Annotated in this window: 19 protein-coding genes, 2 tRNA genes and 2 other RNA genes; 13 read left to right on the plus strand and 10 right to left on the minus strand. The window is 52.9% G+C overall.

What is annotated here, in order from left to right; all coding sequences use genetic code 11:
* Window positions 1-31 precede the first annotated feature (31 nt).
* Window positions 32-1,894 (minus strand): signal peptide peptidase SppA, encoded by a 1,863-nt coding sequence (gene sppA, locus EGO56_RS08635; protein ID WP_135908549.1) that lies wholly within the window; start codon window positions 1,892-1,894, stop codon window positions 32-34.
* A gap of 173 nt (window positions 1,895-2,067) precedes the next feature.
* Between sppA and EGO56_RS08640 the strand changes: the two genes are divergently transcribed.
* The 3 genes from EGO56_RS08640 to EGO56_RS08650 all read left to right on the plus strand — a co-directional run bounded on the left by EGO56_RS08640 (window position 2,068) and on the right by EGO56_RS08650 (window position 5,037).
* The gene (locus EGO56_RS08640) at window positions 2,068-2,619 is read left to right on the plus strand and encodes an NAD(P)H nitroreductase (protein WP_135908551.1); all 552 of its coding nucleotides are present in this window, start codon (window positions 2,068-2,070) and stop codon (window positions 2,617-2,619) included.
* 193 nt (window positions 2,620-2,812) lie between these two features.
* The gene (locus EGO56_RS08645; protein WP_135908553.1) at window positions 2,813-4,729 is read left to right on the plus strand and encodes a DNA topoisomerase III; all 1,917 of its coding nucleotides are present in this window, start codon (window positions 2,813-2,815) and stop codon (window positions 4,727-4,729) included.
* Window positions 4,726-5,037, plus strand: coding sequence for a DUF1496 domain-containing protein (locus EGO56_RS08650; RefSeq protein WP_033732846.1), 312 nt, complete (start codon window positions 4,726-4,728; stop codon window positions 5,035-5,037). The genes EGO56_RS08645 and EGO56_RS08650 overlap by 4 nt, the downstream gene beginning before the upstream one ends.
* A 33-nt stretch (window positions 5,038-5,070) precedes the next feature.
* Here EGO56_RS08650 and xthA read toward each other — a convergent pair whose 3' ends face one another.
* From xthA to EGO56_RS08685, 7 genes are all read right to left on the minus strand, one after another.
* On the minus strand, window positions 5,071-5,877 hold the full coding sequence (gene xthA / locus EGO56_RS08655; RefSeq protein WP_135908555.1) for an exodeoxyribonuclease III: 807 nt from the start codon (window positions 5,875-5,877) through the stop codon (window positions 5,071-5,073).
* Between the two features lie 161 nt (window positions 5,878-6,038).
* Window positions 6,039-6,166: non-coding RNA, RtT sRNA (locus EGO56_RS08660), on the minus strand.
* Window positions 6,167-6,206: 40 nt separating this feature from the next.
* A non-coding RNA gene (locus EGO56_RS08665) (RtT sRNA) lies at window positions 6,207-6,334 on the minus strand.
* A gap of 40 nt (window positions 6,335-6,374) precedes the next feature.
* Window positions 6,375-6,459 (minus strand) — tRNA-Tyr (locus EGO56_RS08670).
* 39 nt (window positions 6,460-6,498) lie between these two features.
* Window positions 6,499-6,583, minus strand: a tRNA-Tyr gene (locus EGO56_RS08675).
* A 144-nt stretch (window positions 6,584-6,727) separates the two neighbouring features.
* Complete coding sequence (gene purU / locus EGO56_RS08680) at window positions 6,728-7,576, minus strand: formyltetrahydrofolate deformylase (protein WP_003852258.1); 849 nt, start codon at window positions 7,574-7,576, stop codon at window positions 6,728-6,730.
* Window positions 7,577-7,633: 57 nt separating this feature from the next.
* Window positions 7,634-8,089, minus strand: a complete 456-nt coding sequence (locus tag EGO56_RS08685; RefSeq protein ID WP_135908558.1) for a YchJ family protein — start codon at window positions 8,087-8,089, stop codon at window positions 7,634-7,636.
* A gap of 96 nt (window positions 8,090-8,185) precedes the next feature.
* Here EGO56_RS08685 and rssA point away from each other — a divergent pair, with 96 nt between their 5' ends.
* The 5 genes from rssA to EGO56_RS08710 all read left to right on the plus strand — a co-directional run bounded on the left by rssA (window position 8,186) and on the right by EGO56_RS08710 (window position 13,694).
* On the plus strand, window positions 8,186-9,091 hold the full coding sequence (gene rssA, locus EGO56_RS08690) for a patatin-like phospholipase RssA (RefSeq protein ID WP_135908560.1): 906 nt from the start codon (window positions 8,186-8,188) through the stop codon (window positions 9,089-9,091).
* Between the two features lie 99 nt (window positions 9,092-9,190).
* Window positions 9,191-10,207, plus strand: coding sequence for a two-component system response regulator RssB (gene rssB / locus EGO56_RS08695; protein WP_013358053.1), 1,017 nt, complete (start codon window positions 9,191-9,193; stop codon window positions 10,205-10,207).
* Between the two features lie 193 nt (window positions 10,208-10,400).
* Complete coding sequence (gene galU, locus EGO56_RS08700; RefSeq protein ID WP_013358052.1) at window positions 10,401-11,309, plus strand: UTP--glucose-1-phosphate uridylyltransferase GalU; 909 nt, start codon at window positions 10,401-10,403, stop codon at window positions 11,307-11,309.
* A gap of 22 nt (window positions 11,310-11,331) precedes the next feature.
* Window positions 11,332-12,672: a UDP-glucose dehydrogenase family protein gene (locus EGO56_RS08705; RefSeq protein ID WP_013358051.1), complete on the plus strand. Its 1,341-nt coding sequence runs from the start codon at window positions 11,332-11,334 to the stop codon at window positions 12,670-12,672.
* 14 nt (window positions 12,673-12,686) lie between these two features.
* Window positions 12,687-13,694: an NAD-dependent epimerase gene (locus EGO56_RS08710; protein ID WP_135908562.1), complete on the plus strand. Its 1,008-nt coding sequence runs from the start codon at window positions 12,687-12,689 to the stop codon at window positions 13,692-13,694.
* Between the two features lie 75 nt (window positions 13,695-13,769).
* Here the strand turns inward: EGO56_RS08710 and hns are convergent, their stop codons facing one another.
* Window positions 13,770-14,180 carry a histone-like nucleoid-structuring protein H-NS gene (hns, locus tag EGO56_RS08715; RefSeq protein ID WP_135908564.1) on the minus strand — a complete coding sequence of 137 codons (411 nt, stop codon included), beginning with the start codon at window positions 14,178-14,180 and terminating at the stop codon, window positions 13,770-13,772.
* 408 nt (window positions 14,181-14,588) lie between these two features.
* Between hns and tdk the strand changes: the two genes are divergently transcribed.
* On the plus strand, window positions 14,589-15,209 hold the full coding sequence (gene tdk / locus EGO56_RS08720; protein ID WP_033783265.1) for a thymidine kinase: 621 nt from the start codon (window positions 14,589-14,591) through the stop codon (window positions 15,207-15,209).
* 68 nt (window positions 15,210-15,277) lie between these two features.
* Here the strand turns inward: tdk and adhE are convergent, their stop codons facing one another.
* Complete coding sequence (gene adhE / locus EGO56_RS08725) at window positions 15,278-17,965, minus strand: bifunctional acetaldehyde-CoA/alcohol dehydrogenase (protein WP_135908566.1); 2,688 nt, start codon at window positions 17,963-17,965, stop codon at window positions 15,278-15,280.
* A gap of 459 nt (window positions 17,966-18,424) precedes the next feature.
* Between adhE and EGO56_RS08730 the strand changes: the two genes are divergently transcribed.
* From EGO56_RS08730 to oppB, 4 genes are all read left to right on the plus strand, one after another.
* A complete protein-coding gene (locus EGO56_RS08730; RefSeq protein WP_013358045.1) occupies window positions 18,425-19,072 on the plus strand; it encodes a YchE family NAAT transporter in 648 nt (215 codons plus the stop codon).
* Between the two features lie 581 nt (window positions 19,073-19,653).
* Window positions 19,654-21,279, plus strand: a complete 1,626-nt coding sequence (locus tag EGO56_RS08735) for an ABC transporter substrate-binding protein (protein WP_135908568.1) — start codon at window positions 19,654-19,656, stop codon at window positions 21,277-21,279.
* A gap of 154 nt (window positions 21,280-21,433) precedes the next feature.
* Window positions 21,434-23,074, plus strand: a complete 1,641-nt coding sequence (gene oppA / locus EGO56_RS08740) for an oligopeptide ABC transporter substrate-binding protein OppA (RefSeq protein ID WP_135908570.1) — start codon at window positions 21,434-21,436, stop codon at window positions 23,072-23,074.
* 92 nt (window positions 23,075-23,166) lie between these two features.
* On the plus strand, window positions 23,167-24,087 hold the full coding sequence (gene oppB, locus EGO56_RS08745; RefSeq protein WP_013358042.1) for an oligopeptide ABC transporter permease OppB: 921 nt from the start codon (window positions 23,167-23,169) through the stop codon (window positions 24,085-24,087).
* Window positions 24,088-24,100: the final 13 nt, after the last annotated feature.

Here is a 24,100-nt window from a genome sequence, read left to right on the forward strand (position 1 = left end):
AGCAGCCCGACCAGCGGCCGGGCTGAGAGGTTTATCGCACTTCGCCGCAGTTCAGGCAGAAGGCATAACGGTTCTGAGGATCGTTCTGCTTATCGAACAGACCCGGCTGAGCTTTCATGGCACTCATGACATCCAGCATCGGTGCGGGCAGCCAGGCTTTCAGCGTATCCGGCAATACGGCCTGTACAGAGGCGTTCATCTGGCCCAGCACCATATCCAGGAAGGTCGGTTCATCCTGATACCAGCTCAGCATGGGTTTACTGACTTTCGCCAGCTCGCCCGCCTTCTTCACGGCATCATCGAAGTCACCCAGCGCATCCACCAGCCCATTGGCTTTGGCATCGCTGCCGGTCCAGACATGGCCCTGCGCTATCGCATCAATCTGCTCGGGGGTTTTATGACGCGACTTCGCCACCAGACCCACAAAGTTGCGGTAACCATTTTCGATAGTCAGCTGCATCAGCTGCTGAACTTCCGCTGGCAGCGCCTTGGTGGTGGAGATATCCGCCAGCGGGGAGGTCGCGACACCATCTGTGTGCACGCCAATGCTGTCCAGACTGTTCTCCAGCGTATTGATCACGCCGAAGATACCAATCGAGCCGGTCAGCGTGCTGGGGTTCGCCACAATGTAGCTGGCAGGCGTTGAGATCCAGTAACCACCGGATGCCGCCATGCCGCCCATAGAGACCACAATCGGCTTACCTGCGGCCTGGGCCGCCGCCAGCTCTTCACGAATCGCTTCCGAAGCTGTCACGCTGCCACCCGGGCTGTTCACCCGCAGAATAATCGCTTTGATTTTTGGATCGAGGCGCGCATCGCGGATCTGAGCAGCTGTTGTGTCGCCACCGACGTTGCCCGGCGTCTCTTCGCCATCCATGATGGCACCGCTGGCCATGACGACCGCAATGTTGCCATCCTGCTGCGAGGAGGCCGGTTTCACGCTGTAGTCATAGATGCTGACGCTACGGTAATCGTTGCTCTGCTTATCCAGACCAAAGGTTTTCACCAGCTCCTGATCGGCCGCTGCACGGGAACCCAGGGCATCGACCAGCTTGTTATCCAGCGCATATTGCGCGGTGTCGCCTTTAACCGCGTTTAAACCAGCAATAATCGCTGCTGCACCCGGGAAGAGTTGTTTCGGCGTCAGCTGGCGATTCGCCGCCACGGTATTCAGGTAGTTCTGCCACAGCTGACCTACCCAGCGGCTGTCAGCGTCACGTGCCGCGGGTGACATGTCGTCACGCAGGAACGGCTCGACCGCTGATTTGTAGGTCCCGACACGGAAGACGTGTGAGGTGACTTTCAGCTTCTCCAGCAGGGTTTTGTAATAGAGTCCGTTGGTGGCGAAGCCATGCAGATCCACGGTGCCCTGCGGCGACAGATAGATTTTCGTGGCGTAGCTGGCAAGGTAGTATTGCGCCTGGCTGTAGCTGTCGCCCAGAGCATAAATTGGCTTGCCGCTGTCGCGAAATTCACGCAGCGCTTTACCCACATATTGCAGCGAAGGCTGATCGCCACCAGCAAACTCGCGTAAATCCAGCACCATGCCTTTAATGTTGCTGTCACCCTTTGCCTGGCGAATGGCATCGACCACATCAAACAGCGAATTTTCCTGTAAACGGTCACTGCTGGCACCCAGCAGCTGGCGGCCGATTTTACTCAGACGATTGCTCACTGACGGTTTATCCACCAGTACGCCGCTGAGATCGACTTTCAGTGCGCCCTGCTGAATCGGCGCTGAACTGCCGCCCGATCCGCTGACCTGCAGCCAGATCCCCACACCCACCACAATCAATAAAATCAGGAAAATATTCAGAATGAATTCCCTGATAAAATTCAATACCCGCCAGCTCCAGCGGAACAGACCTGCAATTATTCGCCACAATGTGCGCATCAGACTCTCCATAAATATGTAGCAGGAAGTGGCCGCCGCGCGGACCAGACTTCCCCGACGAGCTCATCCTAAAGAGCGGCGTGTTAAAAGTCAGCAGGAAATCACTGCGCACTGTTACAAAAAATCTGCCTGTGCCAGGATAATGGCAACATTACAGAGATCGGGAGAGAAACATGGACGCACTGGAGTTACTGGTCAACCGACGTTCGGCTTCACGCCTGACTGAGCCGGCACCGGCGGGTGACGCACTGGAAAATATCCTGCGGGCTGGCATGCGCGCGCCGGATCACGGCACGCTGCAACCCTGGCGCTTCATCATTGTGGAAAATGAAGGCCGCGACCGGATGAGTCAGCTGCTGGAGAAGGCGGCACGCGATAGCCAGCTGGATGAAAAGGCGATTAATAAAGCAAGCCAGGCGCCGTTTCGCGCACCGATGATCATTACAGTGGTGGCACATTGCGAAGTGCATCACAAAGTGCCGCGCTGGGAACAGATTGCCTCGGCCAGCTGTGCAGTGATGGCGATGCAGATGGCGGCGCTTGCTCAGGGGTACAACGGTATCTGGCGCAGCGGTCCCTGGACCGATGACGAGCAGGTCCGGCAGGGTTTTGGCTGCCGCGAGCAGGATGCCATTGTTGGCTTCCTTTATCTGGGTACCCCGCAACTGAAATCCAGCATCACGGTGCTCCCGCCTGACACTGCGCCTTTCGTCCGTTACTTCTGATCTGCCTGTCCGGTTCCGGCAGGGTGTGTTTCAGCCCTGCCTGTTGCACGGTTCCTGTGCGAACGATCGCTAACACCGCGCGTCATGCTTACACCCGAAGCCCTGCCAGGCTAACATAGCCCGCGAGATTCCAACCGACAGCGAACAACCGGTTATCACTGTGTTCCCCTGATGTTAAGGATGTCCTGATTCAATGCGTTTGTTTATTGCGGAAAAACCGAGCCTTGGGCGTGCTATCGCAGATGTGCTGCCGAAACCGCATCGCCGCGGTGATGGCTTTATTGCCTGCGGCAACGATCAGATCGTCACCTGGTGCGTGGGACACCTTCTTGAGCAGGCGCAGCCCGACAGTTATGACAGCCGTTACGCGCGCTGGTCGCTGAACGATCTGCCGATCATTCCGGAAAAATGGCAGCTGAAACCACGTCCGTCGGTTGCGAAGCAGCTGAAAGTGGTTGAGGGCCTGCTGGCGCAGGCGAGTGAAGTGGTGCATGCCGGTGACCCGGATCGGGAAGGGCAGTTGCTGGTGGATGAGGTGCTGGATTACCTGAACCTGCCCGCTGAAAAACGCAGTAAAGTGCAGCGCTGTCTGATCAACGATCTTAACCCTCAGGCAGTGGATCGCGCCGTAAATCGCCTGCGTGAGAATCGCGAGTTTATCCCGCTGTGCGTCTCTGCGCTGGCCCGCGCCCGGGCTGACTGGCTTTACGGCATCAATATGACACGCGCCTGGACGCTGCTGGGACGCAATGCCGGCTACGATGGTGTGCTGTCAGTAGGCCGGGTACAGACACCGGTGCTGGGGCTGGTAGTGCGGCGCGATGAGGAGATCGAGAACTTCGTGCCGAAAGACTACTTCGAAGTTAAAGCGCATATCCTCACGCCTGATGGTGCCAGATTTGTTGCCAGCTGGATCCCCAGCGAAGCCTGTGAGCCGTGGCAGGATGAAGAGGGCCGGCTGCTCAAACGCGCACTGGCAGATCATGTGGTGGCGCGTATCACCGGTCAGCCCGCCATTGTCACGGCCTACAGCGATAAGCGCGAAAATGACGTCGCTCCGCTGCCATTCTCCCTGTCCAGCCTGCAGATCGAGGCCGCAAAACGGTACGGACTGAGTGCCCAGACGGTCCTGGACACCTGTCAGCGGCTCTATGAAACCCACAAACTGATTACCTACCCGCGTTCAGACAGCCGCTATCTGCCGGAAGAGCATTTTGCCGGTCGTCATGCGGTCTTGAAGGCGATACAGGCGCATCAGCCCCAGCTCACGCCACCAGCAGACTTTAACGCCGATCGCAGAAATCGCTGCTGGGACGATAAAAAAGTCGATGCTCACCACGCCATTATTCCCACGGCCCGAAGCAGCGTGGTGAAGCTCAGTGAAAACGAACAGCATATTTATGAGCTGGTGGCGCGCCAGTATCTGATGCAGTTCTGCCCGGATGCGGTATTCCGTAAATGTGTCATCGACCTTGATATTGCGGGCGGAAAGTTTGTGGCGAAAGCGCGCTTCCTGGCTGAAGCGGGCTGGCGTGCGCTGCTGGGCAGCAAAGAGCGGGATGAAGAGAACGACGGCATGCCGCTGCCGGTAGTGGCGAAAGGCGATGAGCTGCTGTGTGAGCGTGGCGAGGTGCTGGCGAAGCAGACTCAGCCGCCACGCCCGTTTACCGATGCGACGATTCTTTCTGCAATGACCGGCATCGCCCGTTTCGTTCAGGATAAAGAATTAAAGAAAGTGCTGCGTGCGACCGATGGTTTAGGAACGGAAGCCACACGCGCCGGCATTATCGAATTACTGTTTCGTCGTGGCTTCCTGGTGAAGAAGGGCCGTTACATCTATTCCACGGATGCCGGACGCGCCCTGATTCACTCTCTGCCCGATCTGGCAGCGCGCCCGGATATGACGGCGCAGTGGGAATCGACACTGACGCGTATCAGCGAAAAGGCCTGCCGCTATGATGAGTTTATGCAGCCGCTGGTGCAGACCTTAACCGGCCTTATCCAGCAGGCGCGGCAGCAGCCTGCGGCGCATGCATTTCGGGGATTACCGTCCACCGGACAGAAACGTCCGGTGCGCAAAACCAGGCGTAAAGTGAAGGAGACGGAATGAGGCGTTATTCGGTATTTCTGGTCGTGGCTCTGACGCTGGTGACCAGCGCAGTGCAGGCCAACAGTCGTTATCAGTCGATGCCACAACAGGGCAGCAACGGTGTGAACACCGATGTGGTGGTGGATATGCCGCCAGAAGCCTGGACGCAGTCAGAGAGACGTCAGCAGGACTGTCTCCGCTGCTGTATCTTTGAGAACCGCAACTACACAGAAGGCGCGGTAGTGAAATCTGAGGGCGTGCTGCTGCAGTGCGCGCGTGATGAACAGTCTCTTGGCACCAACAACCTGATCTGGAAAATAGTGAAATAGTCGTCGCGTGGCGTTCTGCCACGCGACCATTAATTAAAAGCGGAAGGTTGACCAGATGGGGGCGTGGTCAGACGGCTTCTCCATGCCCCGAATCTCATAATCAATGCCGCTCTCAACGCAGTGCGCTGCCAGATTTTTACTTGCCAGCACTAAATCAATGCGTAAGCCACGATTATCATCAAACCCTTTCGAACGATAATCGAACCAGGAGAAACGGTCCGCCACCTCCGGGTTGTGCTCGCGCCAGGTATCCACCAGTCCCCAGCCCAGCAGGCGATCCATCCACTCGCGCTCTTCCGGCAGGAAAGAGCATTTGCCGGTGCGCAGCCAGCGCTTGCGACTCTCCTCACCAATGCCAATATCCCGATCGGTGCTGCTGATATTCATGTCGCCCATAACCAGAACCGGTTTATCGGCAGGCAGATCGTCGGTCAGCAGGCGTTGCAGATCGCGATAGAACTTCTCTTTAGCCGGGAACTTGGTGTGATGGTCGCGACTCTCGCCCTGTGGGAAATAGCCATTGATCACTGTGATGTCGCCGATCGGGCTGGGGATTTCCGCCATGATCAGGCGGCGCTGGGACTCTTCGTCATCGCCCGGAAAGCCCCGGCTCACTGAAACGGGCTGCGCTTTGGTTAGCAACGCCACGCCGTAGTGGCCTTTCTGCCCATGATAAAAGACGTGATAGCCAAGCTTAGCCACCTCATCCAGCGGAAACATGTCGTCGTGGACCTTGGTTTCCTGCAGACCGATCACATCGGGCTGATGCTGTTCGACAAGCGCCTGAAGCTGATGCGGGCGGGCACGCAACCCATTGATGTTAAATGAAACAAATTTCATGAGATCGACCATTGTTCAGCGAGTAATGGGCAAAGATGGTAGCGATTTTTATTGAAGAAGTCATGGCAGAACAGGCTGAGATTGTGTGAAAGCGGGTAAAAAACGTGAGGAGGTGTAAGGCAGACCAGGTATCGTTTTGGGATTGTCTGCAACATGCAAGATGGTGGTGGGAGAAGGATTATTCGGCGCGTTGCGCCTCACCCTCCGGGCCGCGCTGAAGCGCGTTGTCTCGCGATGCTCGACACGAACCTTGATCGAAGGTTCTCATCCCTCTCCCCACAGAACAGGAGGCTTTGATATTTTTTTGGGATGGAGTGCGACATACGAGATGGTGGTGGGAGAAGGATTATTCGGCACGTTGCGCCTCACCCTTCGGGCCGCGCTGAAGCGCGTTGTCTCGCGATGCTCGACCCGAACCTTGATCGAAGGTTCTCATCCCTCTCCCCGCAGAACAGGAAGCTTTTGAGTTAGTTTGGGATTGTCTGCAACATGCAAGATGGTGGTGGGAGAAGGATTCGAACCTTCGAAGTCTGTGACGGCAGATTTACAGTCTGCTCCCTTTGGCCGCTCGGGAATCCCACCAGAGATATTTGAAGTGGCTTAAGATGATTCAGATTCAGATGGTGGTGGGAGAAGGATTCGAACCTTCGAAGTCTGTGACGGCAGATTTACAGTCTGCTCCCTTTGGCCGCTCGGGAATCCCACCATGGCCTGAATCTTTGTCTCTTAAAGCGGGGCGCATCATACCAAATGCAATAAGGGTGTAAAGCGCCCACTGGCAAAACCGCAACTGTTTGCCCACTTTTTACACGTAGCGCTGAATCTGCAGACAATTCAGCGCCCTGGCTGATTAAAGAATAATCGTACGGTTGCCGTAAACGAACACGCGCTGTCCCAGTACTTTGTACAGTGCGTTGCTCAGGACATTCTTTTCTACGTCGCGACCGGCACGCATCATCTCATCCGCGGTGTAGCTGTGATCGACGTTAATCACATCCTGCATGATGATTGGACCTTCATCGAGATTGTCATTCACGTAGTGCGCGGTAGCACCGATGATTTTCACGCCACGCTCATAAGCCTGATGGTAAGGGCGGGCTCCGATAAAGGCGGGCAGGAAGGAGTGATGAATATTGATAATCTGGTTAGGATAACGCTGCACGAAAGCGGGCGTCAGAACGCGCATATATTTTGCCAGCACCACGTAATCGGGCTGATAGCGGTCAATCTCTTCTACCATGCGGTTATCGTGCTCTTCCCGCGTCAGCCCCTCGTGACTCACCAGCACAAACGGAATATCGAAACGCTCAACCAGTGAACGCAGGGTGTCGTGGTTACCCACTACCGCTGCAATTTCCATATCCAGGCCGCCAAACGCGCTCTTCATTAACAGATCGCCCAGGCAGTGTGCCTCTTTAGTCACCAGAATCACTACACGACGGCGACCGGCACTGTGAAGTTCCCGCACGGAACCCTGCGGCAGGGCGCTGTCGAGATCGGCGAGCAGGGTATTGTCGTTGAAAATCCCTTCCAGCTCGGTGCGCATGAAAAAACGCCCGGTGCGATGATCAACAAACTCATTGTTCTGCACGATATTAAGTTCGTGCTTGTAACAAATATTGGTGATTTTGGCGATCAGACCTTTTGCATCGGGACAAATGGTTCGTAAAACTTTTCTTTGCATGGTTTGCGCTTGCATCTCAATCAGAGTCCTGTCAAAGCATTAGGGGTGTAAACCGCTGGGGTAGCCGTCAGCTTAACCACAACATTTTTTGTATTTTTTGCCACTGCCGCACGGGCAGGGATCGTTACGCCCCATGGGCGGTTTTGTTCCGTCAACATAGTACCAGCGTTGATCCTCGCGAAGAAAGCGTGAACACTCATGAATGGCATGAATGTTGGTTTTCTCGCGGCATCGCGCAAAAAAGGTAACGAAAGCTTCGTTCTCATGGCTTCCATGAATACAACGGGTTACATTCAGGCTAAGCCATTCGGTGCCTGGAAAACTTTCAGATAAAAGCCCCGATAGCGCCGGATGGCGTTTCTCAGGATGCCAGGTTGCAACCAGATAGTCCGCATTATGCTGAACATAGGCGCAATAACGGGATCGCATAAGTTGTTCAGCTGTAACAGGAATCTGGTTACCCTGCAGAAAGGGCCCGCAACATACGCTATACTGCTCTCCGCTACAACATGGGCAGGTTTCTGACACATTGTCTCCCGGGAATGATGAGTCGATTTCACAAGCGCGCTATGTTAGCTGACCCCACGTTGTGACGCTACGTATTGACGGCAGGACCAGATACAAATGAGAAAGGTAAAAATTGGATTGGCTCTGGGGTCTGGAGCGGCCAAGGGATGGGCGCATATTGGCGTGATTAACGCGCTGGAACGTGCGGGCATTGAGATCGACGTTGTTGCAGGCTGCTCAGTCGGCGCACTGGTCGGGTCTGCCTATGTGAATAACCGTCTGCCACTGATGCAAAAATGGGTGAGCGCATTTCGCTACTGGGATGTAATTCGCTTGATGGATGTCTCATGGCAGCGTGGCGGGCTATTACGCGGCGAGCGGGTATTCAGCCATGTCCGTCAGCTGATCCCGAATGATGCGATAGAGCACTGTAATAAACCCTTTGGCGTGGTGGCGACCAACCTGAGTACGGGGCGTGAGCTCTGGCTGACTGAAGGCGATCTTCATCAGGCGGTACGCGCATCCTGCAGTATGCCAGGTTTATTACCGCCGGTGGGCTACAATGGGTATTGGCTGGTGGATGGCGCCGTCGTGAACCCGGTGCCGATTTCACTGACGCGTGCCCTGGGGGCAGACATTGTTATCGCCGTTGACTTACAGCATGACGCACATTTAATGCAGCAGGATCTCTTTTCCGTTACACCTCAGAACAGTGAAGAAGAAGCCGCCGCAGCGGCATTGAGTTGGGGTGGAAAGTTGCGACAGCGCCTGGTGAATTTCACCCAGCGCCGTGCATTTCAGTCACCTGGCGCGATGGAGATTATGTCTACCTCTATCCAGGTGCTGGAGAATCGCCTTAAGCGAAACCGTATGGCAGGCGATCCGCCCGATGTTTTGATACAGCCGGTCTGTCCGCAAATTTCGACGCTGGACTTTCATCGTGCTGAAGAGGCCATTGAGGCAGGCAGGGCCGCCGTAGAGAAGAAAATGGATGAACTATTACCACTGGTCCGTGGCAGATAATCAGGTTGTTCATTCAAAACGGTGACTTCGGGCAATTCTGAAAGGCGCAACTGCGTTTTATGAACCACTATTGAATTATCTGGTACGCAGGGGGAAAGAATGGAAAAACCACTACTCGGCAAAAAGATACTCATTGTCGAAGATGAGGCTGTTTTCCGTTCGTTGCTGGACCAATTTTTGTTATCGATGGGTGCTGTGACGTTACAAGCGGAAGATGGTCTGGAAGCAATTGCACAACTACAACAGCATACTGTCGACCTGATTATCTGCGATCTGGAAATGCCCCGTATGAGTGGCATCCAGTTCGTTGAGCATATTCGTACCCGTGGCAATGTCGTGCCGATTCTGATCATCTCGGCCACTGAAAATATGTCCGATATCGCCCACGTACTGCGTCTTGGGGTGCAGGATGTGCTGCTTAAGCCACTCAAAAACTTCGAACGCTTCCGTGAAGCGGTATATGAGTGCCTTTATCCCTCAATGTTCACCTCAAAAGTGGAAGAGGATGAGCAGCTTTTCCAGGACTGGGATGCGCTGGTTCGCGATCCAAAAGCAGCCGCCAAGCTGCTCAAGCAACTCCAGCCGCCGGTGCAACAGACCATTGCTAACTGCCGGATTAACTACCGTCAGCTGACGATGGCCGAGCAGCCTGGGCTGGTACTTGATATCGCGGCACTCTCCGATAAAGATCTGGCGTTTTACTGTCTCGACGTGACGCGCGCCGGTGATAACGGCGTGCTGGCGGCGTTATTACTTCGTGCACTGTTTAATGGCCTGCTGCAGGAGCAGCTTACGGGCCAAAAACAGCGTCTGCCGGAGTTGAATGGACTACTCAGACAGGTCAATCTGCTGCTGCGCCAGGCGAATCTGAGCGGTCAGTTCCCGCTGCTGGTGGGTTACTATCATCGCGGTTTAAAAAATCTGATTCTGGTTTCGGCCGGATTAAACGCCACGCTTCATGTTCATGCCCATCAGATTCAGCTCAGTAATGGTGTCCCGCTTGGCACTATGGGCAGCACCCATCTTAATCAAATCAGTCAGCGCGCAGACAACTGGCAGTGCCACGTCTGGGGTGCGGGTGGCCGTATCCGGCTGATGCTGTCCACGGAAGAATAAGTGCAAAAAACAGTGAGATTCTGGCGCTGATCTCAGGGCCAGAGTTTAGCTTTACAGTTGGGTAATAGTCTTAATTTCGACGGTTTGGTCCCTTCCAGGATAAATCCGTTCGATACTAACTGATATACTCATTTCCGATTTTAAACCGACATATCAAGTATTAACTTGAACGGCCTATGAGAGAGGTATCTTAATGTCTGCCAATAATACCAAAGTAAAAAAAGCGGTAATCCCGGTAGCGGGTTTGGGTACGCGTATGCTCCCGGCTACCAAAGCGATTCCAAAAGAGATGTTACCGCTGGTTGATAAGCCGTTAATCCAGTATGTCGTTAACGAGTGTATCGCTGCTGGCATCAACGAAATTGTGCTGGTCACGCATTCATCAAAAAATGCCATCGAAAACCACTTTGATACCAGCTTCGAACTGGAATCAATGCTGGAAAAACGCGTTAAGCGTCAGCTGCTGGATGAAATCCAGTCTATCTGCCCGCCACACGTTACCATCATGCAGGTCCGTCAGGGCATCGCTAAAGGTCTGGGTCACGCTGTGATGTGTGCACACCCGCTGATCGGTGATGAGCCATTTGCGGTCATCCTGCCAGACGTCATCATCGACGAATATGAATCCAACCCAACCAAAGATAACCTGGCAGAGATGCTGAGCCGTTATGAAGAGTCTGGCCGCAGCCAGATCATGGTTGAGCCGGTTGCCGATGTTACCGCGTACGGCGTTGTTGATTGCCAGGGCGCAGAACTGAACCCAGGCGACAGCGCACCTATGGTCGGTGTGGTTGAGAAGCCTAAAGCGTCAGAATCACCATCAAACCTGGCCGTTGTAGGTCGTTATGTGCTGTCTTCAGACATCTGGCCTCTGCTGGCGAAAACGCCTCCAGGTGCAGGTGGCGAAGTTCAGCTGACTGACTCCATTGCTATGCTGATGGAAAAAGAGACTGTTGAAGCTTATCACCTGAAAGGCGTGAGCCATGACTGTGGTAACAAGCTGGGCTACATGCAGGCTTTCGTTGAGTACGGTGTTCGTCATCCGGTATTGGGCAAAGATTTCTCTGAATGGCTCGATGGCGCAGTTGGCAACAAAAAGTAATTCATAAACACAGGATAACTCGATGAAAGTCACTGTATTTGGTATCGGCTATGTCGGTCTGGTTCAGGCTGCGGTGTTAGCCGAAGTCGGACATGACGTTCTCTGCATTGATGTCGACGCTAATAAAGTCGAAAATCTGAAAAAAGGCATCATTCCTATTTTCGAACCAGGTTTAACGCCGCTGGTAATGTCCAATTACGAAGCGGGTCGTCTGAAGTTCAGCACTGATGCTGAGCTGGGCGTAAACCATGGTGTTATGCAGTTTATTGCAGTCGGTACACCACCGGACGAAGACGGCTCTGCCGATCTGAAATATGTGACCGCCGTAGCGCGCACCATTGCGCAGCATATGAACGATCACAAAGTGGTTATCGACAAATCAACCGTTCCGGTTGGCACAGCAGACAAAGTTCGTGCAGTAATGACGGAAGCGCTGAAAGCGCGTGATGCCAACATCACCTTCGATGTGGTTTCAAACCCGGAATTCCTGAAAGAGGGTGCAGCAGTTAATGACTGTATGCGTCCGGAGCGTATTGTTGTCGGTACCGACAACGACGACGTGGTCGAACTGTTACGCGAGCTCTATGAGCCGTTTAACCGTAACCACGATCGCATGATCATGATGGATATCCGCAGCGCAGAGCTGACCAAGTATGCCGCAAACTGCATGCTGGCAACCAAAATCAGCTTTATGAACGAGATGTCTAACCTGGCTGAACGTTTAGGCGCGGATATTGAGAAAGTACGCCAGGGTATCGGTTCTGATCCCCGCATTGGCTATCACTTTATTTATCCTGGCTGTGGCTACGGCGGCTCCTGCTTCCCGAAAGATGTGCAGGCGTTAATCCGTACCGCTGAGTCCATTGGCTATCAGCCACGTCTCTTGCAGGCGGTGGAAGATGTGAATGACAACCAGAAAAACAAGCTGCCTACCTTCATTAAGCGTCATTTTGGTGACGATCTGAAAGGTAAAACGTTTGCACTCTGGGGCCTGTCATTCAAGCCGAACACTGACGACATGCGTGAAGCCTCCAGCCGTGTGCTGATGGAAACACTGTGGGAAGCGGGCGCATCTGTTCAGGCATTTGACCCTGAAGCGATGGATGAAGCGCAGCGCATCTATGGTCACCGCAGCGATCTGAAGCTGATGGGAACCAAAGAAGCCGCACTGCAGGGCGCAGACGGTCTGGTCATCTGTACGGAGTGGCAAAACTTCCGTGCGCCTGACTTCGACGTTATCAAAAATGCACTGAAAGAAGCCGTGATTTTTGATGGTCGTAACCTGTATGATCCAGAGCGTATCAGCAAACGCGGTTTCGTTTATTATGCAATCGGCCGCGGAGCGTCTATTCAAACTGCATAATTAACGAGGGATTTATGAACTTTCTGGTCACCGGCGCCGCAGGCTTTATTGGTTTTCATGTCAGTCAGCGTCTGCTGGCCGCCGGTCACCAGGTTGTCGGTATCGACAACCTGAATGATTATTACGACGTAAATCTCAAGCATGCCCGTCTCGATTTAATTAAAACTGATTCTGGTTTTACATTTATTGAGATGGATCTGGCGGACCGTGACGCAATTGCGTCACTGTTCGACCAGCACACATTCCAGCGCGTTATTCACCTTGGCGCTCAGGCTGGCGTCAGGTACTCCATTGAAAACCCTCATGCCTACGCAGACTCAAATCTGATCGGCCACCTCAATATTCTTGAAGGCTGCCGTCATCATAAAATTGAACATCTGCTCTACGCCTCATCCAGTTCAGTTTATGGTCTGAATCGCAAAATGCCGTTCTCAACCGAAGACAGCGTTGATCACCCGGTTTCTTTATATGCGGCGACCAAAAAAGCTAATGAGTTAATGTCGCACACTTACTCACATCTTTATCAGTTGCCGACGACCGGACTGCGCTTCTTTACCGTTTACGGTCCATGGGGCCGTCCTGATATGGCACTCTTTAAGTTCACCCGGGCAATGATTGCGGGTGAAGCGATAGATGTTTATAACCAGGGCCAGATGAAACGCGACTTTACCTATATTGACGATATTGCTGAAGCGATTGTCCGACTGCAGGATGTTATTCCGCAACAGGATGATAACTGGACCGTTGAAACCGGTTCACCCGCAACCAGCTCTGCGCCTTATCGGGTTTACAATATTGGTAACAGTCAGCCGGTTACGTTGATGAACTATATCGAAGCGATTGAGAAAGCCCTGGGGATTACGGCGAAGAAAAATCTGATGCCAATGCAGCCCGGCGACGTACTGGAAACCAGTGCGGATACCGAAGCGCTGTATAAAGGCATTGGTTTTAAACCGCAGACCGGGGTCGAAGAGGGCGTTAAAAACTTCGTTGAGTGGTATCGCGATTTCTACCGCGTCTGATTAACAGAAAAAGGAAGCTTCGGCTTCCTTTTTTATTGGTATCAGGCTAACGCTTAAGCGGCGAAGCCGCATGCATTACAGTAAAAAATCGTCCAGTGATTTACCCTGTTCTTCCAGCGCCTTTTTAATCACGGCCGGAGTCCGTCCCTGACCGGTCCAGGTTCTGGACTCGCCTTTTTCATCGGAGTAACCATATTTGGCCGGACGCACTGAGCGTTTACCTTTTGCCGCAGCGCGGGGAGTGACGGTCAGCGTGTTAATCAGTTCATTCGGGTCGATTCCATCCGCCAGCAGCATTTCACGATACTGATTAAGCTTACGCGTGCGTTCTTCATTTTCTGCCTGAAAATGTGACTCTTCTTCGCGGCGTTCTTTTACCACCACGTCCAGTTTTTCCAGCATCTCTTCCAGTGTTTCGACGGAATACTCTCTGGCCTGGGCGCGCAGCGTACGGATATTATTAAGAACTTTTAGTGCTTCGCTCATTGTCCTGGTCTCTGAATAAGGGAAAAGTTGTGTTGCCCGCTAATAGTAGTGGTGACATTAAATAACTTCAATCTTAAAAAAATATTCAGAACGATAATTGCCAGAGTAATTAAAATAATCACTGTCAAAATTCCACGGTAATGGCAAATAAAAAATAGTTTTCGCGGGTCTGATATGCAATAAATTTAATGTATTTAGCGTAGTAACAAAAATGTCATTCCTTATGTTGCGGGTAAAATAAGCAAAACTTATCCAGCGTGAAGTGTACATAACCGGCACCCTGTGAAGCACGAAGAGGAATAACCACTCAGCCGTTACGCTTTAATTGCCGCTACAGCGCAACGTATTACCTGCACTTTGTGATAATATGCGCGCCATTCCGTTAAGTCCTGATGAAGATATGCTCCTATGGCTCAACTCTATTTTTATTACTCTGCTATGAATGCAGGGAAATCGACGGCACTGCTGCAATCCTCCTATAACTATCAGGAGCGCGGCATGCGTTCGCTGGTCTATACCGCTGAGATCGATAACCGGTTCGGTGCCGGGCAGGTGAGTTCCCGTATCGGACTCTCGTCACCGGCCATGCTCTACAATGCTGAAACCGCACTCTACAGCGACATTGCCGCCGAACATGCTGCGCAGCCAATCCACTGCGTGCTGGTTGATGAGAGTCAGTTCCTGACCCGGGAGCAGGTTAAAGCGCTCTCTGATGTCGTAGACGATCTGGATATTCCGGTGCTCTGCTATGGCCTGAGAACCGATTTTCGCGGTGAGCTGTTTGTGGGCAGTCAGTATCTGCTGGCATGGGCAGATAAGCTGGTTGAACTTAAAACCATTTGTCACTGTGGCCGCAAGGCGAGCATGGTGCTGCGACTTGATAGCGAAGGTAAACCTTTCAGTGAAGGCGAGCAGGTGGTCATTGGCGGTAATGAACGCTATATCTCCGTCTGCCGTAAGCATTACAAACAGGCGATAGAGCAGGGATCGTTACAGGCGATTCACGGCGCACAGACTCCGCTGAATTAACCGCGTCATTCAGGCAATAAAAAACCCGCCGAGGCGGGTTTTTTTATCAGACAGTCAGAAGCGGGCTATCAGACTTTTTTCACTTTCTTATCAACTTTCACGCCTTTTACCGGCTGCTCAGCTACGGCTTCGGCGACACTTGAGAACGGTTCGACAAATTCACGTCCGTAGTAGGTATCGAGCATAATCTGTTTCAGCTCAGCAATCAGCGGATAGCGTGGGTTCGCGCCAGTACACTGGTCATCGAACGCATCATCGGCCAGTTTGTCGACTTTCGCCAGGAAGTCCGCTTCCTGCACACCGGCTTCGCGGATTGAGGTCGGAATACCGAGTTCAGTTTTGATCTCGTCCAGCCATGCCAGTAGCTTCTCAATTTTCTGCGCGGTGCGGTCGCCTGGTGCGCTCAGACCTAAGTGGTCAGCAATCTCAGCGTAACGACGGCGCGCCTGTGGACGATCATACTGGCTGAACGCAGTCTGTTTGGTCGGGTTGTCATTCGCGTTGTAGCGGATAACGTTCGAGATTAACAGGGCATTCGCCAGACCGTGTGGGATATGGAACTCTGAACCCAGTTTGTGGGCCATTGAGTGACAGACCCCGAGGAAGGCGTTGGCAAACGCAATACCGGCGATAGTCGCGGCATTGTGAACGCGTTCACGCGCCACCGGGTTTTTAGCACCCTCGGCATAGCTGGCCGGCAGGTTCTCTTTCAGCAGTTTCAGTGCCTGCAGCGCCTGACCATCAGAGTATTCATTTGCCAGTACAGAAACATAAGCTTCCAGCGCGTGGGTTACCGCATCCAGACCACCGAAGGCGCAGAGTGAACGCGGCATATCCATCACCAGGTTGGCATCAACAATCGCCATATCCGGCGTCAATGCATAGTCAGCCAGAGGATATTTCTGACCGGTCGCATCATCGGTCACCACAGCGAACGGTGTGACTTCTGAACCGGTACCTGAGGTTGTTGTAATGGCAACCATACGTGCTTTGACGCCCATTTTCGGGAACTTGTAGATACGTTTACGGATGTCCATGAAACGTAACGCCAGCTCTTCGAAGTGGGTTTCCGGATGTTCGTACATCACCCACATGATTTTCGCGGCATCCATTGGGGAACCGCCGCCAAGGGCAATGATGACGTCAGGTTTAAAGCTGTTCATCTGCTCTGCACCTTTACGTACGATGCTCAGCGTTGGGTCAGCTTCAACTTCGAAGAACACTTCAGTCTCGATGCCGTGTGATTTCAGCACGCGGGTCACCTGGTCAGCATAACCGTTATTGAACAGGAAGCGGTCAGTGACGATAAAGGCACGTTTCGCGCCGTCCGTTGCCACCTCTTCCAGCGCAATTGGCAGTGAACCCCGACGGAAGTAGATGGATTTAGGAAGTTTATGCCACAACATATTCTCAGCTCGCTTGGCGACAGTTTTGGTATTGATCAGGTGTTTTGGACCGACGTTCTCTGAAATAGAGTTACCGCCCCAGGAACCACAACCCAGCGTCAGAGACGGCGCCAGTTTAAAGTTGTAGAGGTCACCGATACCACCCTGAGAAGCTGGGGTGTTGATCAGAATACGCGCGGTTTTCATTTTGTCGCCGAAATAGTGCACGCGCTCAGTCTGGTTATCCTGGTCGGTGTAAAGGCAGGAGGTGTGACCGATACCGCCCATGGCGACCAGTTTCTCCGCTTTATCTACGGCATCCTGGAAATCTTTTGCCCGATACATCGCGAGGGTAGGTGAGAGTTTTTCGTGGGCGAATGGCTCAGACTCATCCACCAGTTTTACCTCACCAATCAGGATTTTAGTGCTCGGTGGCACGCTGAGACCCGCCATCTCTGCAATTTTGAAGGCAGGCTGACCCACGATGGCCGCATTCAGGCCGCCGTTTTTAAGGATGATATTCTGTACAGCGCTCAGTTCAGCACCCTGCAGCATGTAGCCGCCATGGCTGGCGAAACGTTCACGCACGGCGTCATAAACTGAATCAACCACAATGACAGATTGTTCAGAGGCGCAGATCACTCCGTTATCAAAGGTTTTCGACATCAGAATGGAGGCAACGGCACGTTTCACATTGGCGGTTTCATCGATCACTACCGGCGTGTTACCGGCACCGACACCAATCGCCGGTTTACCGGAGCTGTATGCCGCTTTCACCATGCCCGGACCGCCGGTGGCGAGAATCAGGTTGATGTCAGGGTGATGCATCAGCTGGTTTGACAGCTCAACAGACGGGGCATCGATCCAGCCGATAATGTCTTTAGGCGCACCGGCAGCAATGGCGGCCTGCAAGACGATATCGGCAGCTTTGTTTGTTGCGTCTTTGGCGCGTGGGTGGGGCGAAAAGATAATGCCGTTACGGGTTTTAAGACTGATTAACGCTTTAAAGATGGCGGTTGAGGTTGGGTTGGTGGTCGGGACGATACCGCAAATCAGGCCAATCGGCTCGGCGATGGTAATGGTACCGAACGTATCATCAGTGGCTAACACGCCACAGGTCTTTTCATCTTTATAGGCGTTGTAGATATACTCAGAAGCAAAGTGGTTTTTAATGACTTTGTCTTCGACGATGCCCATACCGGATTCGGCAACGGCCATCTTAGCTAGCGGGATTCGGGCGTCTGCGGCGGCAAGGGCGGCGGCACGAAAGATGGCGTCGACCTGTTGTTGAGAAAAGTTGGCATATTCACGCTGGGCTTTTTTTACACGTTCGACCAGTGCATTGAGTTCAGCGACATTGGTTACGGCCATGGTGTTCTCCTGAAGGAAGTTAAACTTTTTTAGTAAACAATCCTGCGTCCTGAGTATAGTCACGCTGAAATAACGTGACTGGCTGGCAGGGAACGCCTGAATTTTCAACTGTTTACTGAACGAGTCTTCTGCTGGCGTTAACGAGCTTTCTTACGCTGACGCTTATACTTCCGTTAAGAAAAGATTACCTGGTTTGGGGTAGTTCAATTTTGATGCAGATCAATTTAAGCGCAAGCTGACACCTTTCAGCACCCCTTTTTACTGCTTTTCTATTAAGCCGGTCTGCTCCTGCGCTTAGCCCTTATGGTAGTGGCTAAATCCAGCCACTTTTTAATCTCTGGCGGAAAGCGCTAAATGCTTTGCTGTTCATCAGGATAAATAGCCAGGCGCACATCTGGCGTCTCTGCACGTTTTCACATACATTAGGCGCGTTTTCCCCCTGTGGTACGGAGTAATGTTGTGAATCCAGCGCTGTTAGATCTATCAGGCTATATAAAATTTTTTGTCGGGCTCTTTGCGCTGGTCAATCCGGTAGGCATTATTCCGGTGTTCATCAGCATGACGCGTTATCAGGGGGTGGCGGAGCGTAACAAAACCAACCTTACGGCTAATCTGGCCGTTGCCATTATTCTCTGGACGTCACTTTTCCTCGGCGATGCGATTTTGCGGGTGTTTGGCATTTCGATTGACTCGTTCCGCATTGCGGGCGGCATTCTGGTTGTCACCATTGCGATGTCGATGATCAGCGGCAAGCTGGGCGAGGATAAGCAGAATAAACAGGAGAAGTCAGAAACCGCGATTCGTGAAAGTGTGGGTGTAGTGCCGCTGGCATTACCGCTGATGGCAGGACCAGGGGCCATCAGCTCGACCATCGTCTGGAGTACCCGCTACCACAGCTGGATAAATCTGCTGGGATTCACGCTGGCGATTGCCATTTTTGCGTTCTGCTGCTGGCTGTTGTTCCGGGCTGCGCCATTAATGGTGCGCATTCTTGGGCAGACCGGCATCAACGTCATTACCCGAATTATGGGTCTGTTACTGATGGCGCTGGGCATTGAATTTGTCGTCACCGGTATGAAGTCGATTTTCCCCGGCTTACTGAACTAAAAACTCACTTATTTCATGCAGCGAAGCGAAAGGGTGACCTGAAGTGGTGCAGTAAAGCGTTTTATTGCACCATAACAATGCAGTTATTCATCCTGCTTAATAAAAACAGAGGATTATAAATTCCGTTACTGCGGGTTTGCTCACAGACTTTTTTTTGCAAAATAATGTCACTATTTTCACACGACAATCTGCTATCTGATTTCCACTTAACCCGATAAATCCCCATACTTCAGTGCTCAGCCTGAATTTCATCACGTCCTTGCCATTTTAATCAATACAAATACCAAAACAGACGCTTTTTGCGGCTCCATACCGCCCTGGAAGCAGGTTTCCAGCTAAATAGTCTATTTTTCATATCGATATAATATTTTCAGAACGAAAATTAACACTTTCGCTGCCTGACATCTCATGATAAAAGAGAATTAGTTAACATTTTAGCTATTTTGCTTTGGCGCCCCTTCACGGCTTCTGATAATTTTTGGCACAGCGTAAATTTTTTCTCCGAAAGTCCAAAGTGAGAACGCTTTTTGCTTAAGCCTATCGGGATACTTAATTAAAGGTTGGCGTTTCGCATGATTGGGATGAAAAACTTGCAACAACAGCGGTCAGCAATCGCACTCTTTTTGTTCACGGCTTTTTCTCCGGCTTACGCCGCCACGGTTCCGCCTGGAACGGTTCTGGCAGCGCAACAGCAAATAGTGATCAACAACGGAAGCGAAGTCTCCTCACTGGATCCGCATAAAACCGAAGGCGTGCCGGAATCCAATGTTATTCATAACCTGCTGGATGGCCTGGTAAACACCGATAACTTTGGTCAGGTTGTGCCGGGCGTCGCCAAAAGCTGGGAAAATCCACAACCCACAGTCTGGATTTTTACTCTGCGGGACGATGCGAAGTGGAGCAATGGTGAACCGGTAACCGCCGCTGATTTCGTCTATAGCTGGCGTCGTCTGGTAGACCCGAAAACGGCGTCGCCTTACTCCAGCTATCCGCAGGCCGCTCATTTTGCCAGTATCGATGCCATCCTTGCCGGTAAAGCGTCACCCGACCAGCTGGGCGTGAAAGCGCTGGATGCCCATCGCCTGCAGATTACGCTGAGTGAACCGGTGCCTTACCTGGTGGCGATGTTAGCGCACACGGCGATGACGCCGGTTTATGCGCCTGCCATTAAGCAGTGGGGCGACGCCTGGACCCGTCCCGATCACTACATCGGCAACGGTGCCTATACGCTGAGCGACTGGGTGGTGAATGAAAAAATCGTCGTGAAGCGTAATCCCCATTACTGGGATAATGCGCATACGGTGATTGAGCAGGGGACCTTCCTGCCGATCGCCTCTGAAAACAGTGATATCAATCGCTACCGCAGCGGCGGCACGGATATAACCAATAGTGCGGTGCCGCCGGAGATGTTTGGCAAGCTGCGCAAAGAGCTGGGCGATGAAGTAAAGGTCAGCCCGCTGCTCTGCACCTTCTACTACGAAATTAACAACAAAAAAGCGCCGTTCACCGATGCACGAGTGCGCGCCGCACTGAAAATGACCCTCGATCGTGAGGTGATAGCTAATAAAATCATGGCTCAGGGGCAGATTCCAGCCTATAGCCTCACGCCACCCTTTACGGCGGGTATTAAGCTATCCCCGCCTGAATGGTTCACCTGGACACAGGCGCAGCGTAATGAGGCGGCGAAAAAGCTGCTGGCAGAGGCGGGCTTTGATGCCAGCCATCCGCTGACCTTTACGCTGCTCTATAACACCTCTGATCAGAACAAACGCCAGGCAATTGCGGCCGCATCGATGTGGCAGAAAAACCTGGGCGCGAAGGTGACGCTGCAGAATCAGGAGTGGAAAACCATGCTGGAGACCCGTCATCAGGCCCAGTATGACGTGGTGCGTGCCACCTGGTGTGCCGATTACAACGAGCCCTCCACCTTCCTGAACATGCTGATCAGTAACGCCTCGATCAACACCGCATTCTACAGCAGCGCGACCTTTGATCGCTTAATGGCGGAAACGCTGACGGCGGGCAGCGAGGCGCAGCGCGCCGGCCTGTATCAGCAGGCTGAAACACAACTCGACAAAGACTCACCAATTGTGCCAGTTTACTACCGCGTAAGTGTGCGCCTGGTAAAGCCCTGGGTTGGCGGCTTTACGGGCAAAGACCCGCAGGACATGACAGACCTGAAGTACTATTTCATCAAACAACACTGATCTGATCGCCGCTTCGGCGAGACAGTCGGGACACGCATCAGCGTACAGACCATTTTGGGGTCAATCTCCCTGGGAACAGGCCAGGGAGCCCGGAGACGGGGGACGCCGGGGCAGAGCATCGCCACGGTGACGATAATAAAACTGGAGTGTAATAATGAACAACATCACGAAAAAAAGCCTGATTGCAGCGGGCGTTTTCGCCGCAGTGAGTGCCCTGGCAGGGAATGCGGCTTTCGCAGCAACCGTGCCTGCGGGCGTTGAACTGGCTGCAAAACAGGAGCTGGTTCGCGGCAATGGCGATGAAGTCCAGTCGCTCGATCCGCACAAAATTGAAGGCGTGCCGGAAGACAACGTGGCGCGCGACCTTTACGAAGGTCTGCTGGTCAATGACAGCAACGGTAAACCGATTCCGGGCGTAGCGGAAAGTTACGAAAACAAAGATTTCAAAGTGTGGACGTTCCACTTACGTAAAAATGCCAAATGGTCCAATGGCGAGCCGGTGACCGCGCAGGACTTCGTCTACAGCTGGGAGCGTCTGGTCGATCCTAAAACGGCTTCCCCGTACGCCAGCTATCCGCAGTATGGTCATATCCTGAACGTCGATGACATCATCGCCGGGAAAAAACCGATTACCGATCTGGGCGTAAAAGCCATTGATGACCACACGCTGGAAGTCACCCTGAGCGAGCCGGTTCCCTATTTTGATAAGCTGCTGATTAACTCCGTCATGTCACCGGTTTATAAACCGGCAATTGAGAAGTTTGGCGAGCAGTGGACCCAGCCACAGAACTGGGTCGGCAACGGTGCCTTTAAACTGGACGCGCACGTGATTAACGAGCGCATCACCCTGGTCCGTAACCCGAACTACTGGGACAACGAACACACCGTGCTGAACAAGGTCACCTACCTGCCAATCAGTTCTGAAGTCAGTGACGTTAACCGTTACTTCTCTGAGAACGGCAGCGACATGACCTACAACAATCTGCCGATTGAGCTGTTTAAAAAGCTGCAGCGTGACAATGGTAAAGAGCTGCACGTCGATCCTTACCTCTGCACCTACTACTACGAAATCAACAACCAGAAAGCGCCATTCACCGATCCCCGCGTGCGCGCGGCCCTTAAGCTGGGTCTGGATCGTGACATCATGGTGAATAAAGTGCTGGCGCAGGGCCAGAAACCAGCTTACAGCTACACGCCGCCATCCACTGACGGCATGGAAATTCTGCCGCCAGACTGGTTCACATGGTCGCAGGACAAACGTAACGCCGAAGCGAAAAAACTGCTGGCTGAAGCGGGCTACACCGCCGACAAACCGCTGACCTTTAACCTGCTGTATAACACTTCCGATCTGCACAAGAAGCTGGCGATTGCCGCCTCGTCGATCTGGAAGAAAAACATCGGCGTGAACATCAAGCTGGAAAACCAGGAGTGGAAAACCTTCCTGGATACCCGTCATCAGGGTAACTTCGATGTGTCGCGTGCGGCATGGTGTGCGGACTACAACGAACCGACCTCCTTCCTGAACACCATGGTGTCCAACAGCAGCAGTAACACCGCACACTATAAGAGTGATGCGTTTGACAAAGTAGTGCGTGATGCGATCAAAGCGCCGGATGCCAAAGCCCGCGCAGCGGACTATCAGAAGGCGGAACAGATCCTGGATAAAGACAGCACCATCGTACCGGTTTACTACTACGTGAATACGCGTCTGGTGAAACCTTATGTCGGCGGTTACACCGGTAAAGATCCCCTGGATAAAACGCTGTCTAAAGACTTCTACATCATTAAACACTAATAGCTTTCAGGCTATCAGCAGTGGCGGCGCGTCTGGCGCCGCCTTTTTTAATTTTTTATATGTTGTGAAGCAACAGCCTGGTAGGTACGGCAATGTTAAAATTCATCCTGCGTCGCTTGCTTGAAGCGCTACCGACGCTGTTCGTCCTGATTACCATCTCCTTCTTTATGATGCGCCTGGCCCCCGGTAGTCCCTTTACCGGCGAGCGTACGCTGGCACCCGAAGTCATGGCCAACATTGAGGCGAAGTATCACCTCAACGATCCCATTGGTAAGCAGTATGTCGATTACCTTGTGCAGCTGGCGCACGGCGATTTCGGCCCATCGTTTAAATACAAAGACTATTCGGTCAACTATCTGGTCGCACATGCGTTCCCGGTTTCTGCCAAACTCGGCCTGGCCGCGTTCCTGCTGGCGATAGTGCTGGGCGTAACCGCTGGCGTCATCGCCGCGCTCAAACAAAATACGTTGTGGGACTTCGCGGTGATGGGGGTGGCAATGACCGGAGTGGTCATACCCAGTTTCGTGGTCGCGCCGCTGCTGGTCCTGCTGTTCGCCATCAGCCTGAAATGGCTGCCGGGCGGCGGCTGGAATGGCGGGCAGTGGAACTACATGCTGCTGCCGATGGTGGCGCTGTCGCTGGCGTATATCGCCAGTATCGCCCGTATTACCCGCGGGTCGATGATTGAAGTGATGCACTCCAACTTTATCCGTACCGCGCGTGCCAAAGGCCTGCCGCTGCGCCGCATTGTGCTGCGTCATGCGCTGAAGCCCGCATTGCTGCCGGTGATCTCCTACATGGGACCGGCGTTTGTCGGCATTATTACCGGTTCGATGGTGATTGAGTCGATCTACGGTCTGCCGGGCATCGGTCAGCTGTTTGTGAACGGTGCGCTGAACCGTGACTACTCACTGGTGATGAGCCTGACCATTCTGGTCGGTTTGCTGACCATTGTCTTCAATGCGATTGTTGACGTGCTCTATGCCGTTATCGATCCAAAAATTCGTTACTGATAGCGGAGTTCGC

Source organism: Pantoea vagans (assembly GCF_004792415.1).
GTDB classification, from domain to species: domain Bacteria; phylum Pseudomonadota; class Gammaproteobacteria; order Enterobacterales; family Enterobacteriaceae; genus Pantoea; species Pantoea vagans.

What these genes read in the sequence shown, in the direction of transcription:
- sppA (WP_135908549.1), bottom strand. Translation starts at nt 1,894, where the DNA reads ATGCGCACATTGTGGCGAATAATTGCAGGTCTGTTCCGCTGGAGCTGG.
- EGO56_RS08640 (WP_135908551.1), top strand. Translation starts at nt 2,068, where the DNA reads ATGGACGCACTGGAGTTACTGGTCAACCGACGTTCGGCTTCACGCCTG.
- EGO56_RS08645 (WP_135908553.1), top strand. Translation starts at nt 2,813, where the DNA reads ATGCGTTTGTTTATTGCGGAAAAACCGAGCCTTGGGCGTGCTATCGCA.
- EGO56_RS08650 (WP_033732846.1), top strand. Translation starts at nt 4,726, where the DNA reads ATGAGGCGTTATTCGGTATTTCTGGTCGTGGCTCTGACGCTGGTGACC.
- xthA (WP_135908555.1), bottom strand. Translation starts at nt 5,877, where the DNA reads ATGAAATTTGTTTCATTTAACATCAATGGGTTGCGTGCCCGCCCGCAT.
- purU (WP_003852258.1), bottom strand. Translation starts at nt 7,576, where the DNA reads ATGCAAGCGCAAACCATGCAAAGAAAAGTTTTACGAACCATTTGTCCC.
- rssA (WP_135908560.1), top strand. Translation starts at nt 8,186, where the DNA reads ATGAGAAAGGTAAAAATTGGATTGGCTCTGGGGTCTGGAGCGGCCAAG.
- rssB (WP_013358053.1), top strand. Translation starts at nt 9,191, where the DNA reads ATGGAAAAACCACTACTCGGCAAAAAGATACTCATTGTCGAAGATGAG.
- galU (WP_013358052.1), top strand. Translation starts at nt 10,401, where the DNA reads ATGTCTGCCAATAATACCAAAGTAAAAAAAGCGGTAATCCCGGTAGCG.
- EGO56_RS08705 (WP_013358051.1), top strand. Translation starts at nt 11,332, where the DNA reads ATGAAAGTCACTGTATTTGGTATCGGCTATGTCGGTCTGGTTCAGGCT.
- EGO56_RS08710 (WP_135908562.1), top strand. Translation starts at nt 12,687, where the DNA reads ATGAACTTTCTGGTCACCGGCGCCGCAGGCTTTATTGGTTTTCATGTC.
- hns (WP_135908564.1), bottom strand. Translation starts at nt 14,180, where the DNA reads ATGAGCGAAGCACTAAAAGTTCTTAATAATATCCGTACGCTGCGCGCC.
- tdk (WP_033783265.1), top strand. Translation starts at nt 14,589, where the DNA reads ATGGCTCAACTCTATTTTTATTACTCTGCTATGAATGCAGGGAAATCG.
- adhE (WP_135908566.1), bottom strand. Translation starts at nt 17,965, where the DNA reads ATGGCCGTAACCAATGTCGCTGAACTCAATGCACTGGTCGAACGTGTA.
- EGO56_RS08735 (WP_135908568.1), top strand. Translation starts at nt 19,654, where the DNA reads ATGAAAAACTTGCAACAACAGCGGTCAGCAATCGCACTCTTTTTGTTC.
- oppA (WP_135908570.1), top strand. Translation starts at nt 21,434, where the DNA reads ATGAACAACATCACGAAAAAAAGCCTGATTGCAGCGGGCGTTTTCGCC.
- oppB (WP_013358042.1), top strand. Translation starts at nt 23,167, where the DNA reads ATGTTAAAATTCATCCTGCGTCGCTTGCTTGAAGCGCTACCGACGCTG.